Source organism: Streptomyces sp. 11-1-2 (assembly GCF_003595545.1).
Classification (GTDB): Bacteria; Actinomycetota; Actinomycetes; order Streptomycetales; family Streptomycetaceae; genus Streptomyces; species Streptomyces hygroscopicus_B.
Genome location: NZ_CP022545.1, coordinates 2,232,005 through 2,255,358 on the forward strand (window position 1 = coordinate 2,232,005; position 23,354 = coordinate 2,255,358).

Sequence of the window (23,354 nt, forward strand, 5' to 3'; positions counted from 1 at the left end):
ACACGGAAAAGGCCGCTTTCCCATCTCTGAGAAAACGGCCTCCGATCCGCGAAAACGCCGGTCGGGACGACAGGATTTGAACCTGCGCCCCCTTGCCCCCAGCCGGTCGCAAAGGCTTTGAGGGAGGGCAGGTCTTCGTTGCGGACCGGGTGTACCCAGGTGTTGAGGGGTCGGCCGTTGCGTCTGGTCATGATCTGGTCGAAGGCCCGGACGTGCCGGTGCAGGGCGTTCAGCTCGGGGCAGCCTGCCAGCGCGGTCTTCAGACGCTGCTGGTCATCGGGGTTCAGGGTGGCGGATGCGCGGCTCCAGCGTTCCTTGAGCGGACAGGGCCTGCGCGGGCAGACCTTCGAGTCCGGTCTGGCCAGCAGGTGGTCGGTCCGTAGTCGCTGGTTTCAGGCATCCGCGGTGCCGGGGGACATCCTTCTCCACGTGCCGGCCGAGGTTGTGCCACAGCTGCCAGCGATCCACGACCTGCACAGCAGCCGGCGCGGCGCGGGCGGCGGCCTCAGCATGAGCACCTGCCCGGTCACGGCAGATGACCTGCACTCCCGGATGATCCCGGAGCCACGTGGCCAGCGGCTCGGCGTCCCGACCGGGCGGCAACTCCAGCACCTGTCGCGTTGTCCCGTCCACCAGCACCGTGCCCCACACGCCGCCCCCGCGCAGAGCGAAGTCGTCGACACCGAGCACTCGGGGAACCCTCCAGTCCGGGTCCGGCAACGCCGACACCAGCGCTAACAGCGTCACCCGGCTCACCGCCACGTGCAGGACCTCCAGCAACCTCGCCCCGACGGAGCCGGCCAACGCCAGCCCCACTGCCTGGAGCAGCCCCAGCAGCAACGGCGCGCTCACATGCTCAGGCCGTACGGCATCATGCAGACGACGACATCGGTGCGCGCCCTGAGGACCGTGGCCAGCAACAGGCCGCGCTGGTTCTGGAGGATCTTGTAGCGCCGGTGCCGGGGCTCGACCTCGGGGATGAGAACGGCGATCTCCCGGCCGCCCCCGGCCTCGCGCCGCACATACGCGACCATCGGCTGCACCAGGGAGCGGTGCGGGCTGTCGATGATTTCCAGGCGCACCCCGGGATTCCAGCGCTCCCAGGTGTCCTGCAGGGCCCGCGCCTTCGCGGGCTCGGCCTGGACGCTGACCGCCACGACCTCGTCGCCCAGGGCGAGCGCCGCCGTCAGCGCGCGCTGCGCGAGCCTGCTGACCTCGCCGAGCGGGACGATGACCAGGCTCATGGTGCGCACCGGTGGCGGCGGGATCCGCCCGAGCCCGAGTTCCTCGCCGGCCGTTGTGTAATAGCGCTGGACGCGGGTGAACAGCAGCATCAGCAGCGGCACCGCGACGACGACCACCCAGGCCCCTTCGAGGAACTTGGTGGTCAGCAGGACCAGACCGGCCCCGGTGGTCAGCACGGCCCCCAGACCGTTGATCATCGCCCGGCGCAGCCACCCTTCCGGCTGCTCGGTCGTCCAGTGCCGTACCAGCCCGACCTGGCTGATGGTGAAGCCGGTGAACACCCCGATGGCGAACAGCGGGATCAGCCGATGGGTCTCGCCCCCCACCACGATGAGCAGCAGGGCCGACAGCAGCGCCAGCGCCACCACGCCGTACCGGTACACCGGCCGCTCCGCGCGCAGCCCGAACAGGTGGGGCAGCCGGTCGTCACGCGCCAGCAGGCTCATCAGGACCGGGAGGCCGCCGAAGCTGGTGTTGGCGGCGAGCGCGAGAACAAGGGTGATGATGAGGTTGGTCGCGTAGTACTCCCATCCGGTTCCGTACGACCCGGCGGCGAGCTGGGCGAGGACCGTCACACCGCCGCGTGGCGCCACATGGTCGCGGCGGATCAGATACGCCATCCCGAGCAGCATCATGCCCAGGAGCATGCCGAGCATCAGCTCGGTGTGCTGGGCCCGCTTGATGCGCGGCTCGCGGAACATCGGCACGCCGTTGGCGATGGCCTCCACCCCGGTCAGGGCGGAGCAGCCCGAGGAGAACGCTTTCAGGATCAGCAGGACGCCCAGCGCCTCGGTGGTCCGGACGGGGTGGGCGGCGCCGACGACGGCGGCGGGGTGCGAGCGCAGGATCCCCATGACGACGATGCCGAGCATGCTGACGATGAACAGCACGGTCGGCAGCATCAGCACCCGGGCGCTCTCGGCCACTCCCCAGAGGTTCACGGCTGTGAGCAGGGCGAGCAGCACCAGGCAGACGGCGAGCAGATGCGAGGAGAGGATCGGGAAGGCGGATGCGAGGCTGGCGGCGCCGGCGGCCAGGCTGACGGCGACGGTGAGGACGTAGTCGATGGTCAGGCTCGCCGCGGCGAGCAGGCTCACCCGTTGCCCGAGGCTCTTCTTCGCCACCGCGTAGGCGCCGCCGCCGTCCGGATGGACGGCGATCACCTGGCGGTAGGAGATCACCAGCACGGTGAGCAGGACGGTGATGACGACAGTGATGGGCAGCGTGGCGGTAAGGGCCCCGGTGCCGGCGGCGACCAGGACGACCACGATGGCCTCGGGGCCGTACGCGACCGAGCTCAGCGCGTCCAGGGACAGCGCGGCCAGCCCCTCAAGGCTGGTGAGGTGGTGCTTGTCGCCCTCCCCGTGGCGCAAAGGTACCCGTGGCCGCAGTGCGCGGTGTGCCAGTCCGAACGCCATGGGGAACCTCGGGGCGGGGTTGTCGGGGGCCGTTCCGCGACAGTGTGCCCCGCCGTGGCGCCCGGCCACCTGAGGCATGCCCGAACAGCCGCCACGTGTCCGCCGCCTCCGTGACTCCCTGACCTGACCGAGTGCTCCTCACGGCGCTCCCCGAGTGTCGCCGCGGCGGTGCGAGCCGCACTCGTAGCATGACCTGGCGCGGTCACCGACCTGTCGGCAGCAGGCCGGGCCGTGCGATTGGTTCCTGGGGGCCCATGCGGTCGCGCATCCGGCGAGCGAGGGTGGCGCTGATGAGGCGCGCCGGGTTACGCCCAGCGCCGGACGACTGGAGGTTGGTGACCATGACGGTGATGTCCGTGCCCAGGTTCGAGCGGTTCTTCCGGGCGGCGGCGGGACTTGATGTCGACAAGAACGACCTCAAGCGCTACAGCGACTTCGTGGACGCCAAAGTCTACGATCTGCTGCTCATCGCCGAGGCGGTCGCGAAGGCCAACAACCGGGACGTGATCGTGCCGTGGGATCTGCCGATCACCAAGGGGCTGCAGGAGAGCATCCACCGTTTCCGGGACCTCGACCACGAGATCGAGTTGAAGCCCATCCTCGATCAGCTCGTCAGGCATCCGCCGCTGGACCGCGCACCCGACGACGCGACGGAGGCGAGGTTGCCGGAAATCGTCGGCGGGCTCAGTCTGGCGCTCGCCAAGGCATTCAAGATCATCTACCCGGACCTGAAGAATCCGCAGACCAAGCACTGGGAGACGGTCTGGCCGCTCTTCAATCTCCTGCTGTGACGCCGGGGTTGTGAATGCCGGGAGCGATGCGGTGGCCGCCGGGCCGGCTAGGAGGGCATGACCGCGGACATCGAGGCGGGCATACGCGCCTTGATGTCCTTCCACTCGCCCTCGCTGATGTGGTGCTCGAGGACATGCAGGACCGTGCGCACCAGTTGCTCGGTGTCGCCATCGATGGCGTACGGAAAGTCGTGCCGGACCCGCCGGAAGAATTCCTCGCTGTTCAATTTCACGGGCGTCTCCGCGGGTTTCCACCCGTCGTAGTAGACGCCGCGCAGCAAGGTCGGAAGCTGAGCTCCGAAGTGCACGGCCTCATCGACCGACAGCCGGTCCCGCAGGTGGTGCAGGACCGCGCGCAGAGCGGCGTACGACTGCTTCCGGCGCTCCTTGGGCCACCCATAGGCGTGCTCGATCTCCTTCAGGACATGGTTGGCCTTGTCGACCATGGTGTCGAACGAGGAAAAGCCTGCCGCAACCATCATGTAGTCCTTCCGATGCCCGCGGCGGCACCCGGCGGAGCGGGGCCGCCGCGGGAGAGAGCCGGATCCCGGCGGTCTCAGCCGCCCTGGCGTTCGCTGCTCTCGGTTATCTCGACGTGACGGGGCTTGGCGGTCGCCGCCTTGGGGACGGTGATCGTGAGCACGCCGCCGGACATGCTCGCCGTGACGTCTTCGGTGTTCACTTCGCTCGGAAGCAGCAACCGGTACTCGAACCGCCCGGTACGGCGACTGCTGTGCCGCATGATGCCTTTGCGCTCCCGTTCCTTGATCTCCCCCGTGACGGCCAGTTCCTGACCATTGATCTCGATGTCGACGTCCTTGCGGTCCACGCCGGGGAGCTCGAGTTCTATGTGATAGGCGTCGTCGGCTTCGGTCACATCGCCGGACGGCGTCCACGCCGCTATGGCGGGAGCCGCGCTTCCGACCGTGGATTCGAGCAGACCGCCCATCTGGTTGATGAGGTCGTCGAATTCCAGAAGTGGATTGCGCGCCCAGCCTCTGGGACGCTCCACTGTTCCTTGGCCTCGCTGCTGTCGGCGAACCGGCATGTTCATCGTCCGTCACCTCCGGTCGTGTCGGTTAGTGGGCAGGGGATGTGTTGTGACCACCGCCCGGCTCGGTGAACCGGCCGGACGGAGCTTCCGTGTCATCGGGGTGGCGCGCGACGTCGACGGTGGTGTGGCCGAGGTGCTCATGGACCTGGTGGATGGCCATCGCCCCTTCGCCGGCGGCGGAGGCCACCCGCTTGACCGAGCCGCTGCGCACGTCGCCCGCGGCGAAGACCCCGGGCAGGCTGGTCTCCAGCCCCAGACAGGCACGGCCCTGGCCCTCCCAGACCGTGCCACTCGCGCGGGCCTGCGCCGAGGCGCCGGTGAGCACGAAGCCCCGGTCGTCCAAGGCGACGACGTCGCCGAGCCACGCCGTACGGGGCCGGGTCCCGATGAAGACGAACATCGCGCGCACGACCAGGTTGCGGCGCTCCCCCGTACGGTTGTCCTCCACCACGACGGCCCGCAGGACATCGTCGCCCTCCACCACCCCGCGCACCTCGCTGTTCAGCAGCACAGTCACCCGTGGATGACGTTCGATCTGGTCGACGAGGTAACGGGACATCTTGGCGCCGAGGTCCGGGCCCCGGATCAGCAGATGCACGCGCGGGACGCGCTGAGCGAGGAAGAGCGACGCCTGGCCCGCGGAGTTACCCCCGCCGACCACCGCGACCGGATCCGCGCTGCACTGCTGCGCCTCGTACACGGTCGCCGCATAGTAGACGCTCGTCCCCTCCACCCGTTCGATGCCGGGCACCTCGAGCCTGCGGTACCAGGCGCCCATTGCCAGCACGACGGTGTGGCTCACCACATCGCCGCCGTCGGCGAAGGTGACGCGGTAGTAGCCGTCGTCCTCGGGCCTGAGCAAAGCCGCTTCCGCGGGAACCCACACCTGGGCCCCGAACTTGCGCGCCTGGAGTTCGCCTCGTTCGGCGAGGTCGGAACCGGAGATCCCGGTCGGAAAGCCGAAGTAGTTCTCGATGAGGGACGACGTGCTCGCCTGGCCGCCCGTGGCGATCGCGTCCAGGAGGGCTGTGGTCAGTCCCTCGGACGCGGCATAGACGGCGGCCGCCAGCCCGGCGGGCCCGGAGCCGACAATGATCAGATCGCTGCGGGTCTCCTCGGCGGACGGAGGGGAGAGACCGATGAGCCGCGCCAGTTCGGCGTTGCTGGGGTTGCGCAGCACCCGCTGATCACGCCAGATGACGATCGGTGTCTCCTCCGGGGGATGGAGAAGCGGCGCAGCAGTGCCTCGGCCTCCTGGTCCGCCTCCAGGTCGATCCAGCGGTGCGGCAGCCGGTTGCGGGCCGCGAACTCGCGCAGCCGCCGGGTGTCGGGCGAGTAGCGTGAGCCGAGGATGCGGAAGCCGGCGCCGGTGCCGACGAGCAGCGCGCGGCGGCTCAGATAGGCACGGAGGATGAGGTCGCCGAGGATCGGATCGCGGGCGACCAGCACCCGCAGCCAGTCGATCGGAAGGGACAGCACTTCTCCGGGGTCTCGGGCCCGGGCGGTGTAGAAGGCCACCTGTCCCTGGAGGAGCCCCAGCTCGCCGAGGAAGCGCCCCGGCCCGTGCACCCTCAGGACCCGCTCGTCGGGGGTGCCGTGGGCCTCTACGATCTCGATGGAGCCGCTGAGGATGACCAGGAACTCCGCACCCCGTTCCCCCTCCCGGACCAGCACCTGGGCCGGCTCGACCCGGAAGCGCTCCCCGTGTTCGGCGAGGAACGCGATCTGGGTTTGCGACAGCCGGGGGTAGGCGCCGTACAGATCCGGGGTCTCGAACGGCACCGCCTCGTCGGGAGCGGCCTCGGGGGGCCGGTCGTCGCCTGCCATCAGGCCGGCGCCTCGTGGGCGTAGCACCAGCGCCAGTTCTCGCCCGGCTCCATGGGCTCCACGATGGGATGCTGCTCGGCGTAGGCGTGGGCGCGCGCGTGCTTGAGCGGTGAGGAGTCGCAGCACCCGACGTGTCCGCAGGTCAGGCAGAGCCGCAGATGGACCCAGGGGACCCCAGGCGCAGGCACTCCTCGCACCCCTCGGGGCTGCGCGGGGAGACCGGGCGCACCATCGACAGATGCGGATCGGGCTCAATGGCCATGGATGTCACCCTCTCTTGCTGTCCCGCCGGCCCGCCGTCACCTGCTCGACCCACGAGCGCAGGGTGCCCGCCGGGGCGGCACCCGCGCGGCGGGCGACCGGCTCCCCTTGTCCAGGATGAGCAGGGTCGGCACGGCCTGCACCTCGAACCGCTGGGCGAGGTGCGGATTGCGGTCGATGTCGACTTTGACGAGTTTGACCTTGCCCGCCAGCTCCGTGGCGACCTGCTCAAGTGCGGGGCTGACCATCCGGCAGGGCCCGCACCAAGTCGCCCACAGATCCACGACGACGAGGGGCGTCGCCTTCTCGGCGACATCGGCGAACTCGTTCTCGTCCGCGTCCACGATCCACGGCAGCGGCGACTTGCAATTGCCGCACCGAGGGGCGCCCTCGGCCGCCGCGGGGATCTTGTTCGCACGCCCGCAGGTGGGGCACTTGATGGTCCGGGCTTTGATCGTTGGGCTTGGCATGGCCGGTCACGCCGCCTCTCCGACTTCCTGCCGGGCTCGCTCCTCGACGTGCTCGCCCGATGGCTGTTCGTAGGTGACCACGAGTTCGCCGTGTTGGGCGTCGACCTTGACGGTGGCGCCTTCTTCGACATCGCCGCGCAGCAGGGCGCGGCCGATGAGGGTCTCGACCTCGTGGGAGATGAAGCGGCGCAGTGGGCGGGCGCCGTAGACCGGGTCGTAGCCCTCGTGGGCGATGACCTTCCGGGCTTCTGGGCTGAGTTCGACGGCGATCAGGCGTTCGGCCAGCCGTTTGCGCAACTCGTCGAACTGCAGCTCCACGATCCGTTCGATCTGGGGCTCGCCGAGCGGCTTGAACAGCACGATGTCATCGACCCGGTTGAGGAACTCGGGGCGGAAGTGGCCGCGCAGCTCGCTCATCACCAGGCCCCGGGCGTCCGGTTTGAGCTCTCCGTCGGAGGTGACGCCGTCCAGCAGATGCATCGAGCCGATGTTGGAGGTCATGATGATCACGGTGTTGCGGAAGTCCACCAGCCGCCCCTGGGCGTCGGTGATCCGGCCGTCGTCCAGGACCTGCAGCAGGGTGTTGAAGACATCGGCGTGCGCCTTCTCGATCTCGTCGAAGAGCACCACCGAGTACGGTTTGCGCCGCACCGCCTCGGTGAGCTGACCGCCCTCCTCGTAGCCGACGTATCCCGGAGGGGCGCCGACCAGCCGGCTGACCGTGTGCCGCTCCTGGTACTCGCTCATGTCCAGGCGGATCATGTTCTCCTCGGTGTCGAAGAGCGCGGCGGCCAGCGCCTTGGCCAGCTCGGTCTTTCCGACGCCGGTGGGGCCCAGGAAGATGAACGAGCCGATCGGGCGGCGCGGGTCCCGGATGCCCGAGCGGGCCCGGATGATGGCGTCGGTGACCAGCTTGACCGCCTCGTCCTGGCCGATGACCCGCTCCTGGAGGATCTCGTCCAGGCGCAGCAGCTTCTCCCGTTCGCCCTCCTGCAGACGGGAGACCGGGATGCCGGTCCAGGCGGAGACGATGTCGGCGATCTCCTCCTCGGTGACCACCTCGCGCAGCAGCCGGTGCGCACCCTGTTTGGCGGCCAGCTGCTCCTCCTCGGCGGCCAGCTTGCGCTCAAGCTCCTGGAGCCTGCCATAACGCAGTTCCGCGGCGCGGTTGAGGTCGTAGGCGCGCTCGGCCTCCTCGGCCTCGCGGCGCACCTCCTCCAGCTCCCGGCGCAGATCCTGCACCCGGCGGATGGACTGCCGCTCGGCCTCCCACTGGGCGTGCTTGGCGTCGGCCTCGGCACGCAGATCGGCCAGTTCGCGACGGAGCTCGGCCAGCCGCTGCCCACTGGCCGGGTCGGTCTCCTTGGCCAGCGCGGCCTCCTCGACCTCCAGCCGGGTGACCCGGCGGGTGGTCTCGTCCAGTTCGGCGGGCATGGAGTCGATCTCGGTACGCAGCCGGGCGCATGCCTCGTCCACCAGGTCGATGGCCTTGTCCGGCAGGAACCGGTCGCTGATGTAGCGGTGGCTGAGGGTGGCGGCGGAGACCAGGGCGGTGTCCTGGATCTTGACGCCGTGGAAGACCTCGAGCCGCTCGCGCAGGCCCCGCAGGATGGAGATGGTGTCCTCCACGCTCGGCTCCTCCACCAGCACCATCTGGAAGCGGCGCTCCAGCGCGGCGTCCTTCTCGATGTGCTTGCGGTACTCATCCAGGGTGGTCGCGCCGATCATGTGCAGCTCACCGCGGGCCAGCATCGGCTTGAGCATGTTCCCCGCGTCCATGGCGCCCTCGGCGGCCCCGGCACCGACCACGGTGTGCAGCTCGTCCACGAACAGCAGGATCCGGCCCTGGGCGGAGTTGACCTCGGCGAGTACGGCCTTGAGCCGCTCCTCGAACTCCCCGCGGTACTTCGCGCCGGCCACCAGGGAGCCCATGTCCAGGGCGAAGATGGTCTTGTCGCGCAGCCCCTCGGGTACGTCGCCGCGCACGATGCGCTGGGCCAGGCCCTCGACAATGGCGGTCTTGCCGACGCCGGGGTCGCCGATGAGCACCGGGTTGTTCTTCGTCTTGCGGCTGAGGATCTGGGTCACCCGGCGGATCTCGGCATCCCGGCCGATCACCGGGTCCAGCTTGCCCGAACGAGCCTCAAGCACCAGATCCCGGCCATACTTCTCAAGCGCCTCATACGCCACTTCAGGATTGGCCGAGGTGACCCGCTGACTCCCGCGGACCTGAGTCAGGGCCCCCAGGAACGACTCCCGGGTGACACCGTGCTCCTTGAGGACCCGCCCCGCCACGGTGCCGGACCCCTCCTCCGTGAACGCGAGCACCAAGTGCTCCACCGACACGTACTCGTCCTTCAGGCGCTTGGCCTCCTGCTCGGCGGCATCCAGCAACTGGGACAGCCGCTGGGTGACGAAGACCTGCCCCGGTGCGGCCCCCGGGCCGGTGACCCTGGGCTTGCGCGCCACCTCGGCCTCCAGCATCGAGCGCATCGCCTCCGGGTCGGCGCCCACCTGGGTGACCAGTCGCGGGGTCAGACCGTCGGGCTGGTCGAGGAGGGCGAACAGCAGGTGCTCGCCGTCGACTTCGGTGTGCCCGAACCGCATCGCGGTGGTCTGGGCGTTCTGGAGGGCTTCCTGGGACTTCTGGGTGAGGCGGTTCATGTCCATGGCGGTTCTTCACTCCTCGCGCCACCGCGGCGCAGTGCGGCTTCGAGCAGGCTGATGCGGTCGAGCAGATCGAGCACCAGACCGATGGAGGCATAGTTCAGGCACATTCCCGCGTGCAGCCGCTCCACGCGGCCCAGCACCGCCGGGGCGTCGGGGGCGAACACCAGCCGCCCCGCGGCGTCACGCTCGGCGTCGACCAGGCCGAGGGCGACGAACCTCGCCACCAGGTCGGGGTGCAGCCCGGTGCGACGGGCCACGGTCTCAAGCGAGAGCCTGCGCGCGGGCACCAGCTCGTAGTGGACGGACGGGACGGGCGCGTACCGGGTGACCGTGACGCTCCCTCGCGCGTGGCTGCTCATCGCTCCCTCCTGGGGTCGAAGGAGGAGGTGCGGCCCAGCTCCTCGAACAGCTCCCGCTCCCGGTCGGTGAGTTCGGGCGGCACCATGACGCGGATCTCGGCGTACAAGTCGCCGTTCGGACCGCGGGGGTTGGGCATGCCCTCACCGCGCAGCCTCAGCTTGCGGCCGCTGGAGGACCCGGGCGGGACCGTCACCTTGGCGGTGCCGCCGGGCGTGGGCACCGGGACCGTCGCGCCGAGCGCGGCCTCCCAGGGAGCCACCGGAAGGTGGACGTGGACGTTCCGGCCGTCCAGCCGGAACCGCGGATGCGGCAGGATCCGCACCCGCAGATACAGATCCCCGGCCGGTGCCTCACCAGTGCCGCGGCCGCCCTGCCCGGCCAGCCGGATGCGCTGCCCGTCCACGACGCCGGGCGGGACGTCGACCTCGAAGCTGCGCTGCTGCCCCGAGGCCCCGGCCAGGGTGACGCCGCGGCGGCCCCCGTGGAAGGCGTCCTCGACGGTGAGCGGCAGCTCCGCCTCCTGGTCGGCTCCGGGGATGTCGACGCGGCCTCCGCCCCGGCCCCCCGTGCCGCCACCGAAGAACGCGCCGAACAGGTCCTCGAAGTCCACTCCGCCGCCCCCGGCGTCCTCGCCGAAGCCACGGACGAACCGCACCCGGTCCCCGTCGCCGGCGGTCGTCCAGCCGCGGAATCCGCCGCCTCCGCCGCCGACACCGGCGCCGACGCGCTCCTCCCAGTCCTCGGGAACCTTGCGGAAGTCCTCGCCGAACCGGTCATAGCGGGCACGGGTCTTCGGGTCGGAGAGCGCGGCGTACGCCTCGTTGAGCTCCTTGAAGCGCTCCTCCGCGCTCGGGTCCTTGTTCACATCCGGGTGGTACTTGCGGGCCAGCTTGCGGAACGCCTGCTGGATCTCGTCCTGGCTCGCACCCCGGGAAACCCCGAGTACGTCGTAGAAGTCCCGCGCCATGGCCGCCTCACTCCCGCTTCGCCACGGCCACCGCCACCGGCCTCAGCTGTTTGTCGGCCTTCCCGTAACCGGGGCGCAGCACCTGGACCACGGTGCCCGGTTCGGCCTCGGGGTCCTCGATCACACCGAGCACTTCGTGCCGGGCCGGGTCGAACGGGACACCGGTCTCGGCCTCCCGCTCGTAGCCGAGCCGGGCGAGGGCGTCCACGGCCTGGTCGCGGATGGCCTTGACGCCCTCCACGATCGAGCCGGGGTCGGCCTCGGCGTGGGACAGGGCGAGTTCGAGGTTGTCGATGACGGGCAGCAGGGCCGCCGCCGTACGGGCCCGCTCGGCGGCCCGCTCCCGCTCCAGCTCCCTGGAGTGGCGCTTGCGCAGATTCTCCAGATCGGCCAGGGCCCGGCGCCAGCGGTCCTCCAGCTCCGCCAGCGCGGCCGCCTGCTCGCCGGATTCGGCGTCGGCGGGGCCGCCGGCCGCGTCCGGACCGGGGCCCTCACCGCCCGCGCCGCGCGCCTCCGCGATGCCCGGGGCGGGCAGGTCCTGCTCCCGCTCCTGCTCCGTCACGGCGCCCTCCGGCACCGGTTCGGGCTGCTGCGGTTGAGTGGACATGGCGGCCTCTCAGTGAGCCTTTGTCGGATCGGCCCGTGTGGTCTTCGTAGGGTCGGCTTCGTGGGTTCGGTCTTCGTAGGGTCGGCCCTTGTCGGATCGGTCAGCCCTTGTCGAAGTCGGCATCGATGACATCCTCATCGCCTCCACCACCTCCGGCCCCGGTGTCCTGGGCGCCGCCCGCCCCGGGCCCACCGCCCGGCGCGCCCGCGCCCGGACCGGCGCCGGACGTCTCATGGGAGGCCAGGCCCGCGTAGACCTGCTGGAGCTCGGAGACCAGCGGCCTGGTCCGGTCCACACCGGCCTCGTTCCTGACCGCCTCACGGGCATCGTTGACCAGCATCTCGGCGCGCGACCGCTCATGAGAGGGCACCGCGTCACCCAGCTCGGAAAGGCGCTTTTCGACCTGGTAGGCGACAGCGTCCAGCTCATTGCGCGCGTCCACGGCCTCGCGCAGCGCCTGGTCCTCGCCACGGTTGCGCTCGGCCTCCTGAACCATCCGGTCCACCTCCCCGCGATCCAGGTTTCCGGTCTCGCTGATCTGGACGGACTGCTCCTTGCCGGTGTCCTGGTCCCGCGCCGTGACATTCAGGATCCCGTTGGCGTCGATATCGAAGGTCACCTCCACCTGCGGCTCACCGCGCGGCGCCGGACGGATACCGGTCAGCTGGAAGCGCCCCAGCACCCGGTTGTCGGCCGCCCGCTCCCGCTCACCCTGAAGGATCACGATGTCCACGGCCTGCTGATTGTCCTCGGCCGTGGAGAACGTCTCGGTACGGCGCACCGGGATCGTGGTGTTCCGATCGATGATCTTCGTCATGACCCCGCCACGGGTCTCGACACCCAGCGACAGCGGGGTGACATCGAGCAGCAGAACGTCCTTCACCTCACCCTTGAGCACCCCGGCCTGGATCGCGGCACCCAGCGCCACGACCTCGTCCGGGTTGACACTCATATTGGGCTCCTTGCCGCCGGTCAGCCGGCGGACCAGCCCCTGCACGGCCGGGATCCGGGTCGAACCGCCGACCAGGATCACCTCATCGATATCACTCTCCCCCGCCTTGGCATCAGCCATCGCCTGCTGCACCGGGCCCAGACAGCGCTCCACCAGATCGCCCGTGATCTGCTCGAAGGTGGACCGCATCACAGTCTCGGTCAGATGCTTGGGACCGGCGGCATCCGCCGTGATGAACGGCAGACTGACCTGGGTCTGGGTCACCGAACTCAACTCGGTCTTGGCCTTCTCCGCGGCCTCGAAGAGCCGCTGCAGCGCCTGCGGATCCCGACGCAGGTCAATACCGTTCTCCTGCTGGAACTTGTCCGCGAGGTGGTCGACCAGCCGACGGTCGAAGTCGTCGCCGCCCAGATGGCTGTCGCCCGCGGTCGAGCGGACCTCCACCACCCCGTCCCCGACATCGAGAATCGATACGTCGAAGGTGCCGCCACCGAGGTCGAAGACCAGGACCGTCTCATGACCCTTCTTGTCCAGACCATAGGCGAGAGCGGCCGCCGTCGGCTCGTTGATGATCCGCAACACCTTCAGCCCGGCGATCTCACCGGCGTCCTTGGTAGCGCTGCGCTGGGCGTCGTTGAAATACGCCGGCACCGTGATGACCGCCTCGGTCACCCGCTCGCCCAGCTGCTTCCCGGCATCGTCGGCCAGCTTGCGCAGCACCTGGGCACTGATCTCCTCCGGCGAGTACAGCTTCTCGCGCACCTTGAAGCGGGCCAGGCCCTGCTCGTCCGCGACGACGTCGTAGGCCACCGCCCTGGCCTCGGCAGACACCTCGTCGTAGTGCCGGCCGATGAACCGCTTGGCCGAATAGATGGTGCCCTTGGGGTTGAGAATCGCCTGGCGCCGGGCCAACTGCCCCACCAGCCGCTCACCGGTGTCGGTGAAAGCCACCACCGACGGCGTGGTGCGGTTTCCCTCGGAATTCGGAACCACCGAGGACTCACCACCCTCCCACACGGCGATCACCGAGTTGGTGGTACCCAGGTCGATTCCGACTGCCTTGGCCATGGCAACTCCTTCCGAGGCGGCCACGGATATTCGCCCCAGTGCCCGGTCGGGCGACGGGGCCAGGATTACAGGACCTAAGCCGCAAGGGTGGCAAAGCGGGCACATGAACGCCTGCGCCTGTGGGGTCTAATTTCCCCGCCCCAGACCGCCACCGAGGACAGGTACGAGGCGCCGTGGACAGGTACGAGGCGCCCTCGGACCGGGCGACCCACACCCAGGCAAACCGGCGCTTCCCAGGCCGGGCCCGGGCAGAGGACCGCCCGGCGCGGCCTGGATGCGCCCCGGCCTCGTGGACCTCGGGGCACCAGGACAGCGGCGCCCGGCCGCCGGGTCAGCCGGAACCGTCCGGGTGCAGGATGACCTTGGTCCAGCCCTCGTCCCGGCGGTCGAAGTGGTCATAGCCGTCGGGGGCCTGGTCCAGCGGAAGCTCATGGGAGACCACCCAGCTGGGCTTGGCCTTGCCCCCGGCGATCAGGTCGCGCAGCCGGCGGTTGTACCTCTTCACCGGTGCCTGGCCGGTGCCGATCTTCTGGCCCTTGAACCACAGTTGGCCCCAGTCGATGGGCACCTTGCCCTTGGCCTCGAAGTCGCCGATCTGGGGCTGGGCTTCCCTGCCGCCCGGGTCCTCGGGGACGAACACGCCCACCACGCCGATGCACCCGGTGAAGCGGACGTTCTCGATCAGGCTGTTCATCGTGCGGGAGGCGTCCTCGTGGCCCGACGGGTCATGGGCCTGGTAGCCGACGCACTCGCAGCCGTTGTCGGCGCCGAGCCCCATGGTGGCTTCCTTGATGACCTCGCCCGGGTCCTGCTCGCGCATGTCGATCGGTATGGCGCCGATCTCCTCGGCCTTGCGCAGCCGATCGGTGTGGAAGTCGCACACCCACACCCGTCCAGCACCCTTGATCACCGCCGAGTAGGCCGCCATCAGCCCCACGGGACCCGCACCGTAGATGACGGTCTGGTCCCCGGGCTTGACGCCCGCCATCTCGGTGGCGTGGTAGCCGGTGGGGAAGATGTCGGCCAGCATCACGTAGTCCGTCTGGCGCTCTTCGGCGTCCTCGCCCAGCCGCAGCGCGTTGAAGTCCGCGTACGGCACGCGCAGGAACTCGGCCTGGCCGCCCTGGTACGGCCCCATGTCCGCGAAGCCGTAAGCGGCTCCGGCAGCCGAGGGCTCCGGCTGCATGGTCAGGCAGTAGTTGGTCAAGCCGCGCTCGCACTGTTTGCAGAAACCGCAGGCGATGTTGAACGGCAGCACCACATACATGCCGACCTTGAGCTTTCTGACCGCCGAGCCGACCTCGATGACCTGCCCCAGGTTCTCGTGCCCGAAGATGCGGCCCTTCTCGAACGACGTACGCCCTTCGTACATGTGCAGATCGGAGCCGCAGATATTGGTGGTGGTGATTTTGACGATCGCGTCGCAGGGGTGCTCGATCCTCGGGTCGGGCTTCTCCTCGACCGTGACGTTCCGCGGTCCTTCGTATACAGCTGCTTTCATGATCACTCCTCGTCTCACCACCACACGCATGCGCCACTGCCGTCACCCGGCCCAGGCCGCGAGAGATGGTGGATGGATGGTGGCGCGGCCGTCATGTCCTGCGGCCCCGCTGCGAGGGCGGCACGTGCCGCCTGCTGTGGGAGACGAGTCGCCCTGTCCTCCACGGTCTCATCCGGGCACTCCGAACGCGACCGCAGTCGGCGGGGGGTTGGGGGCAGCGCCCTCGGCCCCAGCTCAGTCGTCGGAGAGATCCTGCTCGGCCCAGATGGTCTTGCCATGGACCTCCAGGCGAGTGCCCCAGCGCTGGGCGAGTTGGGCCACCAGGAAGAGGCCGCGGCCACCCTCGTCGAGCGCGCGGGCCCGGCGCAGATGCGGTGCCGTGCTGCTGAAGTCGGAGACCTCGCAGATGAGCGCGCGGTCGCGGATCAGGCGCAGCCGGACGGGCGGGCGGCCGTAGCGGATCGCGTTGGTGACCAGTTCGCTGACGACCAGCTCGGTGGTGAAGACCAGCTTCTCCAGTCCCCAGTCCATCAGTCGGGCGGTGACCTCCTGCCGGATCCGGGAGACGACGGCGGGTTCCGGGGAAATCTCCCAGGTGGCGACCCGGTCGGGACCGAGGGCCCGGGCGCGGGCGAGGAGCAGGGCGACATCGTCTTCGGGGCGGGCGGGGAGCAGAGTCCGCAGGACGGTGTCGCCGAGGGCGTCCAGGGACGGGCCCGGCTGGGCCAGGGCCTCGCGCAGCGCCTCCAGTCCCTCGTCGATCGCGCGGTCGTGGCCCTCGACCAGACCGTCGGTGTAGAGGGCGAGGACACTGCCCTCGGAAAGTTCGGTCTCGACCGCCTCGAAGGGCAGGGTGCTGAGGCCGAGGGGCGGGCCGTTGGGGACGTCGAGGATATCGGCGCTGCCGTCCGGGGTGACCACGACGGGCGGGGGGTGACCGGCGCTGGCGATCGTGCAGTGGCGGGAGACCGGGTCGTAGACCGCGTACAGGCAGGTGGCGCCGATGGCCCCGGGATCGTCCTCGGCCGCCAGCCGGGTCACGAGATCGGCGAGGTGGGTGAGCAGCTCGCCGGGCGGCAAATCGATATCGGCCAGGGTGCGTATGGCGCTGCGCAGCCGCCCCATGGTGGCGGACGCCTCGACGCCACGGCCCACGGTATCGCCGACCACCAGGGCGGCGCGAGCGCCGGAAAGCGGGATCACGTCGAACCAGTCGCCGCCCACGCCGGCCCAGGTTTCCGAGGGCAGATAGCGCGAGATGACCTCCACCGCGGCCAGGTCGGGCAGGCGCCGCGGCAGCAGATTGCGCTGCAGAGCCCTGGCCGTCATGCGCTCGCGCTTGTAGCGGCGTGCGTTGTCCACGCATACGGCCGCTCGGGCCGTGATCTCCTCGGCCAGCAGCAGGTCGTCCTCGTCGAAGGGCACCGGTGTCCGGTGGCGCGCGAAGAACACCACGCCAAGGGTGACACCGCGGGTGCGCATCGGCACCACCAGCTCCGAGTGGATCCCGTACTCCCGGATCCGGGCGGCCCGTACCGGGTCGAGGGCGTCCCACCGGACCATGAGCTCGTCGCTCACCCGGTAGAGGATGGCCCGGCCCTCGGTCAGGCATTCGGCCGACGGTGAGGACTCCGGGTGGGTGTCCAGTTCGCCCACGCCGACCACGGCCTCCGGGGTTCCGGGGAGGACGGAGCGATGGGCTGCGCGGCACATGGTGATGGGACCGGACAGCGGGCCCGAGGGGGTTCCTCACCCTGGTCGAGAAAGGTGAGCAGGTCGACGCCGACGAAATCGGCGACCCGGGGGACGGCCACGTCGGCCAGTTCATGGGCGACATGCGCGAGGTCCAGGGTGGAGCCGATGCGCTTCCCCGCCTCGTTCAGCAGCAGCAACCGTTCCTGGGCCTGGTGCAGGCGGGTCGTGTCGTACGCGGCGAAGCACACGCCGTACACGTGGCCCGTCCGGTCCTTGAGCGGCGCGAGCGAGATCGTCCAGGCGTGCTCGCGGCTCTCCCCCGGCACCCGCAGATAAGCCTCCAGGACCTGCCGTTCGCCGCTTTCCAGCACGCGGCGCATGCCCTCCTCGGTCTTCTCGCTCTCCGGGTGCGACAGGAACTCGACCAGGCGCATACCGCGCATCCGATCCTCGGTGACGGCGGCCGCCGCCTCCATTTCGGCGTTCGCCCGCACCAGCCGCAGGTCCGTGTCGAAGACCGCGAGCACGCACGGGGCCTGGGTGAACGCCCCCACAGCCGCGTCGGCCTCGGGCGAACGCGGTTCCCGCGCGACGGCGGACACCAGAAGCCACCCGGTGGCACCGCCGTCCGCCACCACGCGGTGCGCCAGCGCCTCCGCCTCCACCCGATGGCCGTCACGGTGGCACAGCCCCACCCGTCCGCTCCACCTCGACCGGCCGGCCAGGCAGCGCCCGACCGCCTCGGCGGCGGTCTCCCCGGCCCACAGCTCGGTCACCGCTCGCCCCACGATCTCCTCGGGCCGGTAGCCGAGCAGCCGCTGGGCGCCCTCGCTCCACCCGGTCACGACGCAGTGCGAATCCATCGTGGCCGTGGCCAGGTACACCATGTCGAGAGGCTCGTTCACCACGGAGGACATCGTCTTACGGTCCCGGCGGCCACCATTCGATCATCAGAATCGTGGCGTCGTCGCTGAGTTCGTTGCGCCGGCGGTCGACGATGGCGTGAATAAGCAGGCGGAGCACCTCCGTGGCGTTCTGCCCAGCGGCCGTCGAGCGGATGATGTGGTCGGTGAAGCGGTCCAGGCCGAATTGTTCGCCTCCCTCATTGCGGGATTCCACGACACCGTCGGTGTACAGCAGAATCCGGTCACCGGGTTCCAGGGCCGCCTCGTGTATCTGCCGGGCACTGGCGGCCAGGCTGGCGGGCAGCCCCAGCGGAGGCTCGGAAGGCCGTTCCAGTTCCTTCTCCAGCAGCCGCTGGCGGCGGATGAGCAAGGGGGACGGATGGCCGCAGTCGGACCAGCGCAGCACCCCCGTGGGCATGTGCAACTGGGTGAAGATGCCGGTGCAGAACTGATCCGGGAGCCAGGTCGACAGCGCCGAGTCCACGGCGCCGACGAGCGAGGCCAGGTCGGCGCCCGTGCGCCGGGCGTTGCGTGACCCCGCCATGGCCACGGAGGTTGCGAGGCCGGACGCCAGATCGTGGCCCATGGCGTCGAGGATCGTGGCGTGCAGCACGTCCGCGGTGAACGAATGGTCGAAGGCATCGCCTCCCAGCTCGTACGCGGGCTCCAGGACCGCGGTGGAGACCACCCGGCCGGTGCCGATCGAACGTGGTGGCAGAAAGGCCCGCACCATCTCCGTGGACAGCTGCATGGGCCGGGTCCGGGTGCGCTGCGCGAACGTGTCGATGTAGGTGCGCTTGGAGGTGATCACCAAGCCGAGGAGCGAGGCCAGCGCCCGCGAGCGCCACAGCCGCAGCCCGTCCAAAGACTCCATCCGCAGTCGCAGGACTCCCAGCCGCTCGGCCCCGTTGGCCAGCGGCAGCCATACGACCAGCCCACCCGAGCCGTCCTCCTCCACCCGCAGGGCGTCCGTGCGGTACGCCCATCCGGCGAGGGAGGCATCCACCGGGAGTTCCGTCTCGTCCTCGGCCAGCGGCAGCAGCAGCCGCTGCTGGAGATCTATCAAATGGACGACGGCACGGCCCAGGCCCATGGCCCCGGCATAACGGTTCAGGACCTCCGGGAACTCCGCAGGGGAGGCTTGCTGGGTGGCGCTGACCAGCTCCTCGAGCAGCTGTTCGGCGGCCCCGGCCGAGGACGGCACATCCGCGTCCACCATACGAGCAACTGTACGGCGGGCTCTCCTCCGGCGTCGTCCGCGGCCACCGTCCCGGCCGCCCCGCGGGGCCGGCTCAGCCCTCCTCCGTCGGCGGCCGGGGCGCGCCCTCGCGCTCCGCACGGGCCACCTGTTTCTCCGCCTCGTCCAGCCGAGCGCGCCACTCCTGCCGGGCCGGCTCGACGTCCCCGTTCCAGTGGTGTCCGGATCGTGGCGCTCGTCAGCTCCTCCAGCGCCCGCACCAGCAGCTCCGCCCCGGGCCGCACCCCGGGGTCCTTTCCGCTGTCGGCCCCCTCCCAGGCGGCGAGCGCCTCCTTGAGCCGGCGCCACCCCGTCGCTGCGCCCGTGCCTCTTGGTGGTGAGCAGGCTGGTGCCCCGGGCGAACACCGGCAGCCGCATCTCCCGCGGTTCCCGCAGATCGGTGACGACTCCGTCGACCACGACGCCCGCTTCCCCGGTCGCGTCCAGCAGCGCGGTGGTGACGGCGGGAGTCGCGGCGCTGCCCAGGAGCCCCGACAGCATGTAACTCACCGACAGACCCGAATAGCGGACCTCGGTCCCGAACAGCTCGGCCAGGAACGTGGCGATGGGCCCGTAGTTGGCGGCGAACGCCGTCATCAGCGGCAGATAGCCCAGCAGCACCAGGCCGAACTGCCTGGTGTCCAGCAGCCAGAACATCGGGAAGGCGACCCCGCCGACGAGGTCCGCGACCTGCTCGAAGCGTCAGAGGCCGGCTGAGCTCCGCGGTCCCTTCCCCGGCGGGCAAGGCCGCCCGACCGCTCCCCCTTGTCGGCCGCCCGGGCGGAGGGCTTGGTCTGCCTGCCCTTGAGGACGGCCCCGCGCGAGTGGACCACGGGGATGCCGGGGGAGTCATTAAGGCATCACCTTCGTGATGCGGCCCCCGTGCATGGCGCCATGCGCGGGGGCCATCGGTCCACGCTGCCGACGCCTACCCGGACTGCGCGGTGTCGGCCTCCTGGCGTTCACGCTCCGCTTGCTCGCGGCGCTGTCGTTCCCGTTTGCCGTAGGCGGCGCGGCGGACCGCTTCGTCGCTCTCGAATTCGGATCCGAGGGCTCCGCCCACGATGGCCGCCGCGCTCGCCAGCGACGCCAGGCGCGCGTAGTCGCCCAGTCCGGCCGAGCGGCCCACCTGCTTGGCCAGCACTCCGCCGTCAATGAGGAACAAGGACACCGCGAAGTCCACGACATAGAGGCCGACGAGACCGCACAAGACGCCCAGGGACAGGGTCAGGACCGTGGAGAGGTTGTACAGCGCCGCCTTCTCCCTGTCCTGGGGGGAGGGAGTTTCGGGCCGCTCCCACAGACGCCGGTGGACGATGAGCCAGGTCACCATGGCCGCCACCGAGAAGAGGGAGATCACGGCGAGGCGCTCGGCCCGGATCCCGGTGGCCACGTTCCAGACAGCCCCGTTCATCACGGCGATGGCACTGGTGGCCAGCGCGGCGGCGAGCGCCTTGGCGAGGGCGGGGACCAGCCGCCAAGGGCCGTTGGCGCGCACCATTCCGAGCAGCAGGCGCAGGCGTCCTCTCGCCGGAGACCCCACGATCCGCAGATCGACAATCTCTTCGTCCGTCGCCACGCGCTTCACGGGGGCGGTCCGCTCCGGAACGATCGGTCCGATGGTGCCCTGGCCCGGCAGCGTGGAGCCGTCGCCGGTCGTGGTGAGCATCAGATCTTTCAGGAGCCGGACGACGGAGCGACGGAGCCGCCGCCGCAGGAAGATCCCACCGAGCGCGGGCAGCGACACCAGCGCCACCCGATCTTCGGCGTCCACATCGACCACCAGTGGTCGCCCGTCGGTGCGCAAGGGCAGATCGGTGAGGCAGACGGCGATGTCCCAGTTCTCCCGGAGCTTGTGCTCCCGTGTCGCGCTGAGGATCGCGACGCTGTCGTGCAACGTGGCGGTCAGCGGGTCACGGACGACCCACAGGCTCCACTCGATGTCTCGGTTCACGGCTTCGGCGAGCAGTTCCGGCAGATCCTCGGCCAGCTCCTCCGCCAGTTCCGCCGGCGTGGCCCACCACAACGCGCGGCTGCTCGTTGTCCGCATCGGGAGTAGCCCGCGTCCCCACTCCCGTCTTCCGTGATGTGAGCTGCAGGTGCTGGGGGAGGCCGTGGGGCCGCGCCGAATCACGGTAACGGCACGCTCCCGGAGGGCGGCGGCGACACGCACGCCCGACCCGTAGCGCTTCAAAACTGCTTCACAGGTGCTGACCTGGTGCAATGTGCTTGATCAGCGGTCCGGCATCATCAGTTCTCGTGCTGGTTCAACTTTGCGGGTGCCGATAAATCATCCGCGCAGCTCAGGCCGCTCGCTTGCTGCTCCGTCGTTCGGGCGCGGGTGGGATGCCGTGCTCGCGGAGGATCTCCCAGACGGTAGATGCGGCGACCTTGATCCCCAGGACCGCGAGCTCGCCGTGGATCCGGCGATACCCCCACGAGGCATTGTCCCTGGCCAGGCGCAGGATCAGGACACGGATCGAGCGGATGGTGCGTGGGCGTCCACGTCGCTTGGGCACGCACGCCGCGGCATGGCGCCGCCTGAGCAGGCCACGATGCCAGCGCAAGACCGTGTCGGGGCGGACCAGCAGCAGAAGGTGCCGCGGCCTCGACGCCGAACCAGCAGGCCAGCACATCATGCGTGGCCCCGTGACGGAGATGCACGAGCGTGGCCAGGAGCCGGTCGACGAACACCAGCCGATGCTTCGCGCCCGCGCCCACCGCCCGCTTCCGTGGCCTGGACGCGAGCTTGACCTGGTGCCGTTCATGCCACAACGGCCCCACCTCCGCGAAGAGTTCAGCGACCACCTCGGCCGACGGACCGTGATCCTTCGGTCGCTGATGATCGCTGTACGAGTCGCGTTCCCCGCCACGCAACCATGAGCGACGATCGGGAGCTCGACGTCTCACCGCCTGCCGTGCACGAGCTCGTTAGGCAGCGCCACGCGGTCGGACGCGGGACCCACCGCCTCAAGCGCCACCGGGCGGTGGCCACGAGGTACGACTGTGAGGATGATCGGGTGCCGCCTCGGGCGGTGGTCTGGCCCGAGGTACGACTGGCCCTGATGCCCTGAGCTTGATCTGCCGACCACCGCTCGGGGCGGCATGTGTTGCCGCCGGACCGGTGGGCGTGTCCCGATAGGGGCCTTCGCGACAGGCACCGTCACAGTCCTGACCGCCACACCTGGCCCGGCGTCGGCCACCGGTGTTCCCGAAGCGCTCAGGAGACAGGCACCCGTGTCCAGCATGACCCAGCCCACCCGTCCCCGTCACCACACGCCCGAACCGCTCGAGGATGTCGTGCTCGGCGTGGATACCCACAAGGACATCCACGTGGCTGCAGTGATCACCACAACAACAGGAGCCCTGCTGGACAACCGTAGCTTTCCGACCATCGAGGACGGCTACCGACAGCCGCTGGCCTGGGCATGCACCTTCGGCCGCCTGCAGCGGGCCGGCGTGGAGTGCACCGGCTCCTACGGCGCGGCACTGACGCGCTACCCGCACCGCGAGGGAATCGCGGTTACCGAGGTCAACCAACCGGAGAAGGCCACCCGGCGGCGACGCGGCAAGACCGACGCGATCGACGCCACAGCCGCTGCCCAGGCGGTGCTCTCCGGACGTGCCACCGCCGCCGCCAAGACCGGCGAGGCCCGGTGGAGGCCATCCGCATGTTCAAAACGGCCAAGATTTCCGCGACGAAATCCCGTTCGCGGGCGATCAACCAGCTCAAAGCCGTCCTGATTGCCGCCGACCCCACCCTGCGCGAGGCACTGAGTGAAGGTCGCCGAGGCCGGCGTGCACATCGCACTGGGCAGCGACACCTTCAGCGGTCGGGGCCTGTTCGGAGCCAACACTCTGGAAGAGGCCGAACTCATGGTGGCGGCCGGGATGACGCCCACTCAGGTGCTGGCCGCAGGCACCAGTGGCGCGTCGCGACAGTGCGTCCGCCCCGACCTCGGCACGGTGACCCCCGGCAAGCGCGCCGACCTGCTCGTCCTGAACGCTGATCCCACTGCGGACATCGGCAACCTTCGCGACCTCAGCATGGTGATCCTGAACGGCGGGCTCGCCGTCGACAAGCGCTAGGCGCGCGCGTGGCGGGACGATCTCCCACCGTTTCACCGCAGCAGGGGGAAACCAACCATGAAAACCTGGTTCATCACCGGCATCAGCAGCGGCTTCGGCCGCCTCACAACGGAAGAGCTTCTCGCTGGCGGCGATCGTGTCGCTGGCACACTTCGGGACCTCTCAGCCGCCGACGACCTCAAGGCGCAATAGGGCGACCGGCTGTGGCGCACCGCTCTGCGATGCCGCATCCGGTGC

18 protein-coding genes and 6 pseudogenes are annotated in these 23,354 nt (G+C 70.0%); 4 read left to right on the top strand and 20 right to left on the bottom strand.

Annotation, left to right across the window (positions count from 1 at the left end):
- Positions 1-273: 273 nt before the first annotated feature.
- Together CGL27_RS09135 and CGL27_RS09140 are read right to left on the bottom strand one after the other, a co-directional pair.
- On the bottom strand, positions 274-852 hold the full coding sequence (locus CGL27_RS09135) for a transposase (RefSeq protein ID WP_162952924.1): 579 nt from the start codon (positions 850-852) through the stop codon (positions 274-276).
- Positions 849-2,663, bottom strand: a complete 1,815-nt coding sequence (locus CGL27_RS09140) for an APC family permease (RefSeq protein ID WP_119985842.1) — start codon at positions 2,661-2,663, stop codon at positions 849-851. The genes CGL27_RS09135 and CGL27_RS09140 overlap by 4 nt, the downstream gene beginning before the upstream one ends.
- Positions 2,664-3,004: 341 nt before the next feature.
- On the opposite strand from CGL27_RS09140, the gene CGL27_RS09145 reads away from it, so the two are divergent.
- The gene (locus CGL27_RS09145; protein WP_078644806.1) at positions 3,005-3,454 is read left to right on the top strand and encodes a DUF1931 family protein; all 450 of its coding nucleotides are present in this window, start codon (positions 3,005-3,007) and stop codon (positions 3,452-3,454) included.
- Between the two features lie 47 nt (positions 3,455-3,501).
- Here the strand turns inward: CGL27_RS09145 and CGL27_RS09150 are convergent, their stop codons facing one another.
- The 18 genes and pseudogenes from CGL27_RS09150 to CGL27_RS53420 form a co-directional block, all read right to left on the bottom strand.
- Positions 3,502-3,933 carry a DUF2267 domain-containing protein gene (locus CGL27_RS09150; RefSeq protein WP_119985843.1) on the bottom strand — a complete coding sequence of 144 codons (432 nt, stop codon included), beginning with the start codon at positions 3,931-3,933 and terminating at the stop codon, positions 3,502-3,504.
- Positions 3,934-4,010: 77 nt separating this feature from the next.
- Positions 4,011-4,508, bottom strand: a complete 498-nt coding sequence (locus CGL27_RS09155) for an Hsp20/alpha crystallin family protein (protein WP_119985845.1) — start codon at positions 4,506-4,508, stop codon at positions 4,011-4,013.
- 25 nt (positions 4,509-4,533) lie between these two features.
- Positions 4,534-6,335: pseudogene (locus CGL27_RS09160) on the bottom strand (FAD-dependent oxidoreductase).
- Positions 6,335-6,597, bottom strand: a pseudogene (locus tag CGL27_RS09165) (UBP-type zinc finger domain-containing protein). The pseudogenes CGL27_RS09160 and CGL27_RS09165 overlap by 1 nt, the downstream one beginning before the upstream one ends.
- A gap of 5 nt (positions 6,598-6,602) precedes the next feature.
- Positions 6,603-7,066, bottom strand: a pseudogene (trxA, locus tag CGL27_RS09170) (thioredoxin).
- 6 nt (positions 7,067-7,072) lie between these two features.
- Positions 7,073-9,736 carry an ATP-dependent chaperone ClpB gene (gene clpB, locus CGL27_RS09175; protein WP_119985846.1) on the bottom strand — a complete coding sequence of 888 codons (2,664 nt, stop codon included), beginning with the start codon at positions 9,734-9,736 and terminating at the stop codon, positions 7,073-7,075.
- Positions 9,727-10,095, bottom strand: coding sequence for a chaperone modulator CbpM (locus CGL27_RS09180; RefSeq protein WP_119985848.1), 369 nt, complete (start codon positions 10,093-10,095; stop codon positions 9,727-9,729). Before CGL27_RS09180 ends, clpB begins: the two co-directional genes overlap by 10 nt.
- Positions 10,092-11,063: a DnaJ C-terminal domain-containing protein gene (locus tag CGL27_RS09185; protein ID WP_119985850.1), complete on the bottom strand. Its 972-nt coding sequence runs from the start codon at positions 11,061-11,063 to the stop codon at positions 10,092-10,094. The genes CGL27_RS09180 and CGL27_RS09185 overlap by 4 nt, the downstream gene beginning before the upstream one ends.
- 7 nt (positions 11,064-11,070) lie before the next feature.
- Complete coding sequence (locus CGL27_RS09190; RefSeq protein ID WP_119985852.1) at positions 11,071-11,670, bottom strand: nucleotide exchange factor GrpE; 600 nt, start codon at positions 11,668-11,670, stop codon at positions 11,071-11,073.
- A 100-nt stretch (positions 11,671-11,770) separates the two neighbouring features.
- Positions 11,771-13,690 (bottom strand): molecular chaperone DnaK, encoded by a 1,920-nt coding sequence (gene dnaK / locus CGL27_RS09195; RefSeq protein WP_119985854.1) that lies wholly within the window; start codon positions 13,688-13,690, stop codon positions 11,771-11,773.
- 331 nt (positions 13,691-14,021) lie between these two features.
- Positions 14,022-15,191, bottom strand: a complete 1,170-nt coding sequence (locus CGL27_RS09200) for a glutathione-independent formaldehyde dehydrogenase (protein WP_119985856.1) — start codon at positions 15,189-15,191, stop codon at positions 14,022-14,024.
- 234 nt (positions 15,192-15,425) lie between these two features.
- On the bottom strand, positions 15,426-16,847 hold the full coding sequence (locus tag CGL27_RS51680) for a SpoIIE family protein phosphatase (RefSeq protein ID WP_240450416.1): 1,422 nt from the start codon (positions 16,845-16,847) through the stop codon (positions 15,426-15,428).
- Positions 16,796-17,794: a PAS domain-containing protein gene (locus CGL27_RS51685; protein ID WP_240450417.1), complete on the bottom strand. Its 999-nt coding sequence runs from the start codon at positions 17,792-17,794 to the stop codon at positions 16,796-16,798. Before CGL27_RS51685 ends, CGL27_RS51680 begins: the two co-directional genes overlap by 52 nt.
- 13 nt (positions 17,795-17,807) lie before the next feature.
- On the bottom strand, positions 17,808-19,010 hold the full coding sequence (locus tag CGL27_RS51690) for a PP2C family protein-serine/threonine phosphatase (protein WP_240450957.1): 1,203 nt from the start codon (positions 19,008-19,010) through the stop codon (positions 17,808-17,810).
- A 348-nt stretch (positions 19,011-19,358) separates the two neighbouring features.
- Positions 19,359-19,685: pseudogene (locus tag CGL27_RS53415) on the bottom strand (hypothetical protein); the annotation flags it as partial.
- Between the two features lie 271 nt (positions 19,686-19,956).
- Positions 19,957-21,078, bottom strand: a complete 1,122-nt coding sequence (locus tag CGL27_RS09215; RefSeq protein ID WP_240450418.1) for a hypothetical protein — start codon at positions 21,076-21,078, stop codon at positions 19,957-19,959.
- Between the two features lie 277 nt (positions 21,079-21,355).
- Positions 21,356-21,667, bottom strand: a pseudogene (locus tag CGL27_RS09220) (integrase); the annotation flags it as partial.
- 10 nt (positions 21,668-21,677) lie between these two features.
- Positions 21,678-21,901, bottom strand: a pseudogene (locus CGL27_RS53420) (transposase); the annotation flags it as partial.
- Between the two features lie 373 nt (positions 21,902-22,274).
- Here CGL27_RS53420 and CGL27_RS09230 point away from each other — a divergent pair.
- Genes CGL27_RS09230 through CGL27_RS53070 form a run of 3 tightly spaced genes read left to right on the top strand, consistent with a single transcriptional unit; the run spans position 22,275 to position 23,309 of the window.
- A complete protein-coding gene (locus CGL27_RS09230; protein ID WP_240450958.1) occupies positions 22,275-22,772 on the top strand; it encodes an IS110 family transposase in 498 nt (165 codons plus the stop codon).
- Positions 22,773-22,805: 33 nt separating this feature from the next.
- Positions 22,806-23,117, top strand: a complete 312-nt coding sequence (locus tag CGL27_RS09235) for an amidohydrolase family protein (protein ID WP_237299344.1) — start codon at positions 22,806-22,808, stop codon at positions 23,115-23,117.
- A gap of 57 nt (positions 23,118-23,174) precedes the next feature.
- A complete protein-coding gene (locus tag CGL27_RS53070; protein ID WP_276147819.1) occupies positions 23,175-23,309 on the top strand; it encodes a hypothetical protein in 135 nt (44 codons plus the stop codon).
- The last annotated feature ends 45 nt before the right edge of the window (positions 23,310-23,354 follow it).

Bases quoted from the DNA above. Each gene is read 5' to 3' on its own strand.
- CGL27_RS09230 (WP_240450958.1), top strand. From the start codon at position 22,275: ATGACCCAGCCCACCCGTCCCCGTCACCACACGCCCGAACCGCTCGAG.
- CGL27_RS09185 (WP_119985850.1), bottom strand. From the start codon at position 11,063: ATGGCGCGGGACTTCTACGACGTACTCGGGGTTTCCCGGGGTGCGAGC.
- CGL27_RS09145 (WP_078644806.1), top strand. From the start codon at position 3,005: ATGACGGTGATGTCCGTGCCCAGGTTCGAGCGGTTCTTCCGGGCGGCG.
- CGL27_RS09140 (WP_119985842.1), bottom strand. From the start codon at position 2,663: ATGGCGTTCGGACTGGCACACCGCGCACTGCGGCCACGGGTACCTTTG.
- CGL27_RS09215 (WP_240450418.1), bottom strand. From the start codon at position 21,078: ATGCGGACAACGAGCAGCCGCGCGTTGTGGTGGGCCACGCCGGCGGAA.
- CGL27_RS53070 (WP_276147819.1), top strand. From the start codon at position 23,175: ATGAAAACCTGGTTCATCACCGGCATCAGCAGCGGCTTCGGCCGCCTC.
- dnaK (WP_119985854.1), bottom strand. From the start codon at position 13,690: ATGGCCAAGGCAGTCGGAATCGACCTGGGTACCACCAACTCGGTGATC.
- CGL27_RS09155 (WP_119985845.1), bottom strand. From the start codon at position 4,508: ATGAACATGCCGGTTCGCCGACAGCAGCGAGGCCAAGGAACAGTGGAG.
- CGL27_RS51690 (WP_240450957.1), bottom strand. From the start codon at position 19,010: ATGGTGGACGCGGATGTGCCGTCCTCGGCCGGGGCCGCCGAACAGCTG.
- CGL27_RS09180 (WP_119985848.1), bottom strand. From the start codon at position 10,095: ATGAGCAGCCACGCGCGAGGGAGCGTCACGGTCACCCGGTACGCGCCC.
- CGL27_RS09150 (WP_119985843.1), bottom strand. From the start codon at position 3,933: ATGGTTGCGGCAGGCTTTTCCTCGTTCGACACCATGGTCGACAAGGCC.
- clpB (WP_119985846.1), bottom strand. From the start codon at position 9,736: ATGGACATGAACCGCCTCACCCAGAAGTCCCAGGAAGCCCTCCAGAAC.
- CGL27_RS09200 (WP_119985856.1), bottom strand. From the start codon at position 15,191: ATGAAAGCAGCTGTATACGAAGGACCGCGGAACGTCACGGTCGAGGAG.
- CGL27_RS09190 (WP_119985852.1), bottom strand. From the start codon at position 11,670: ATGTCCACTCAACCGCAGCAGCCCGAACCGGTGCCGGAGGGCGCCGTG.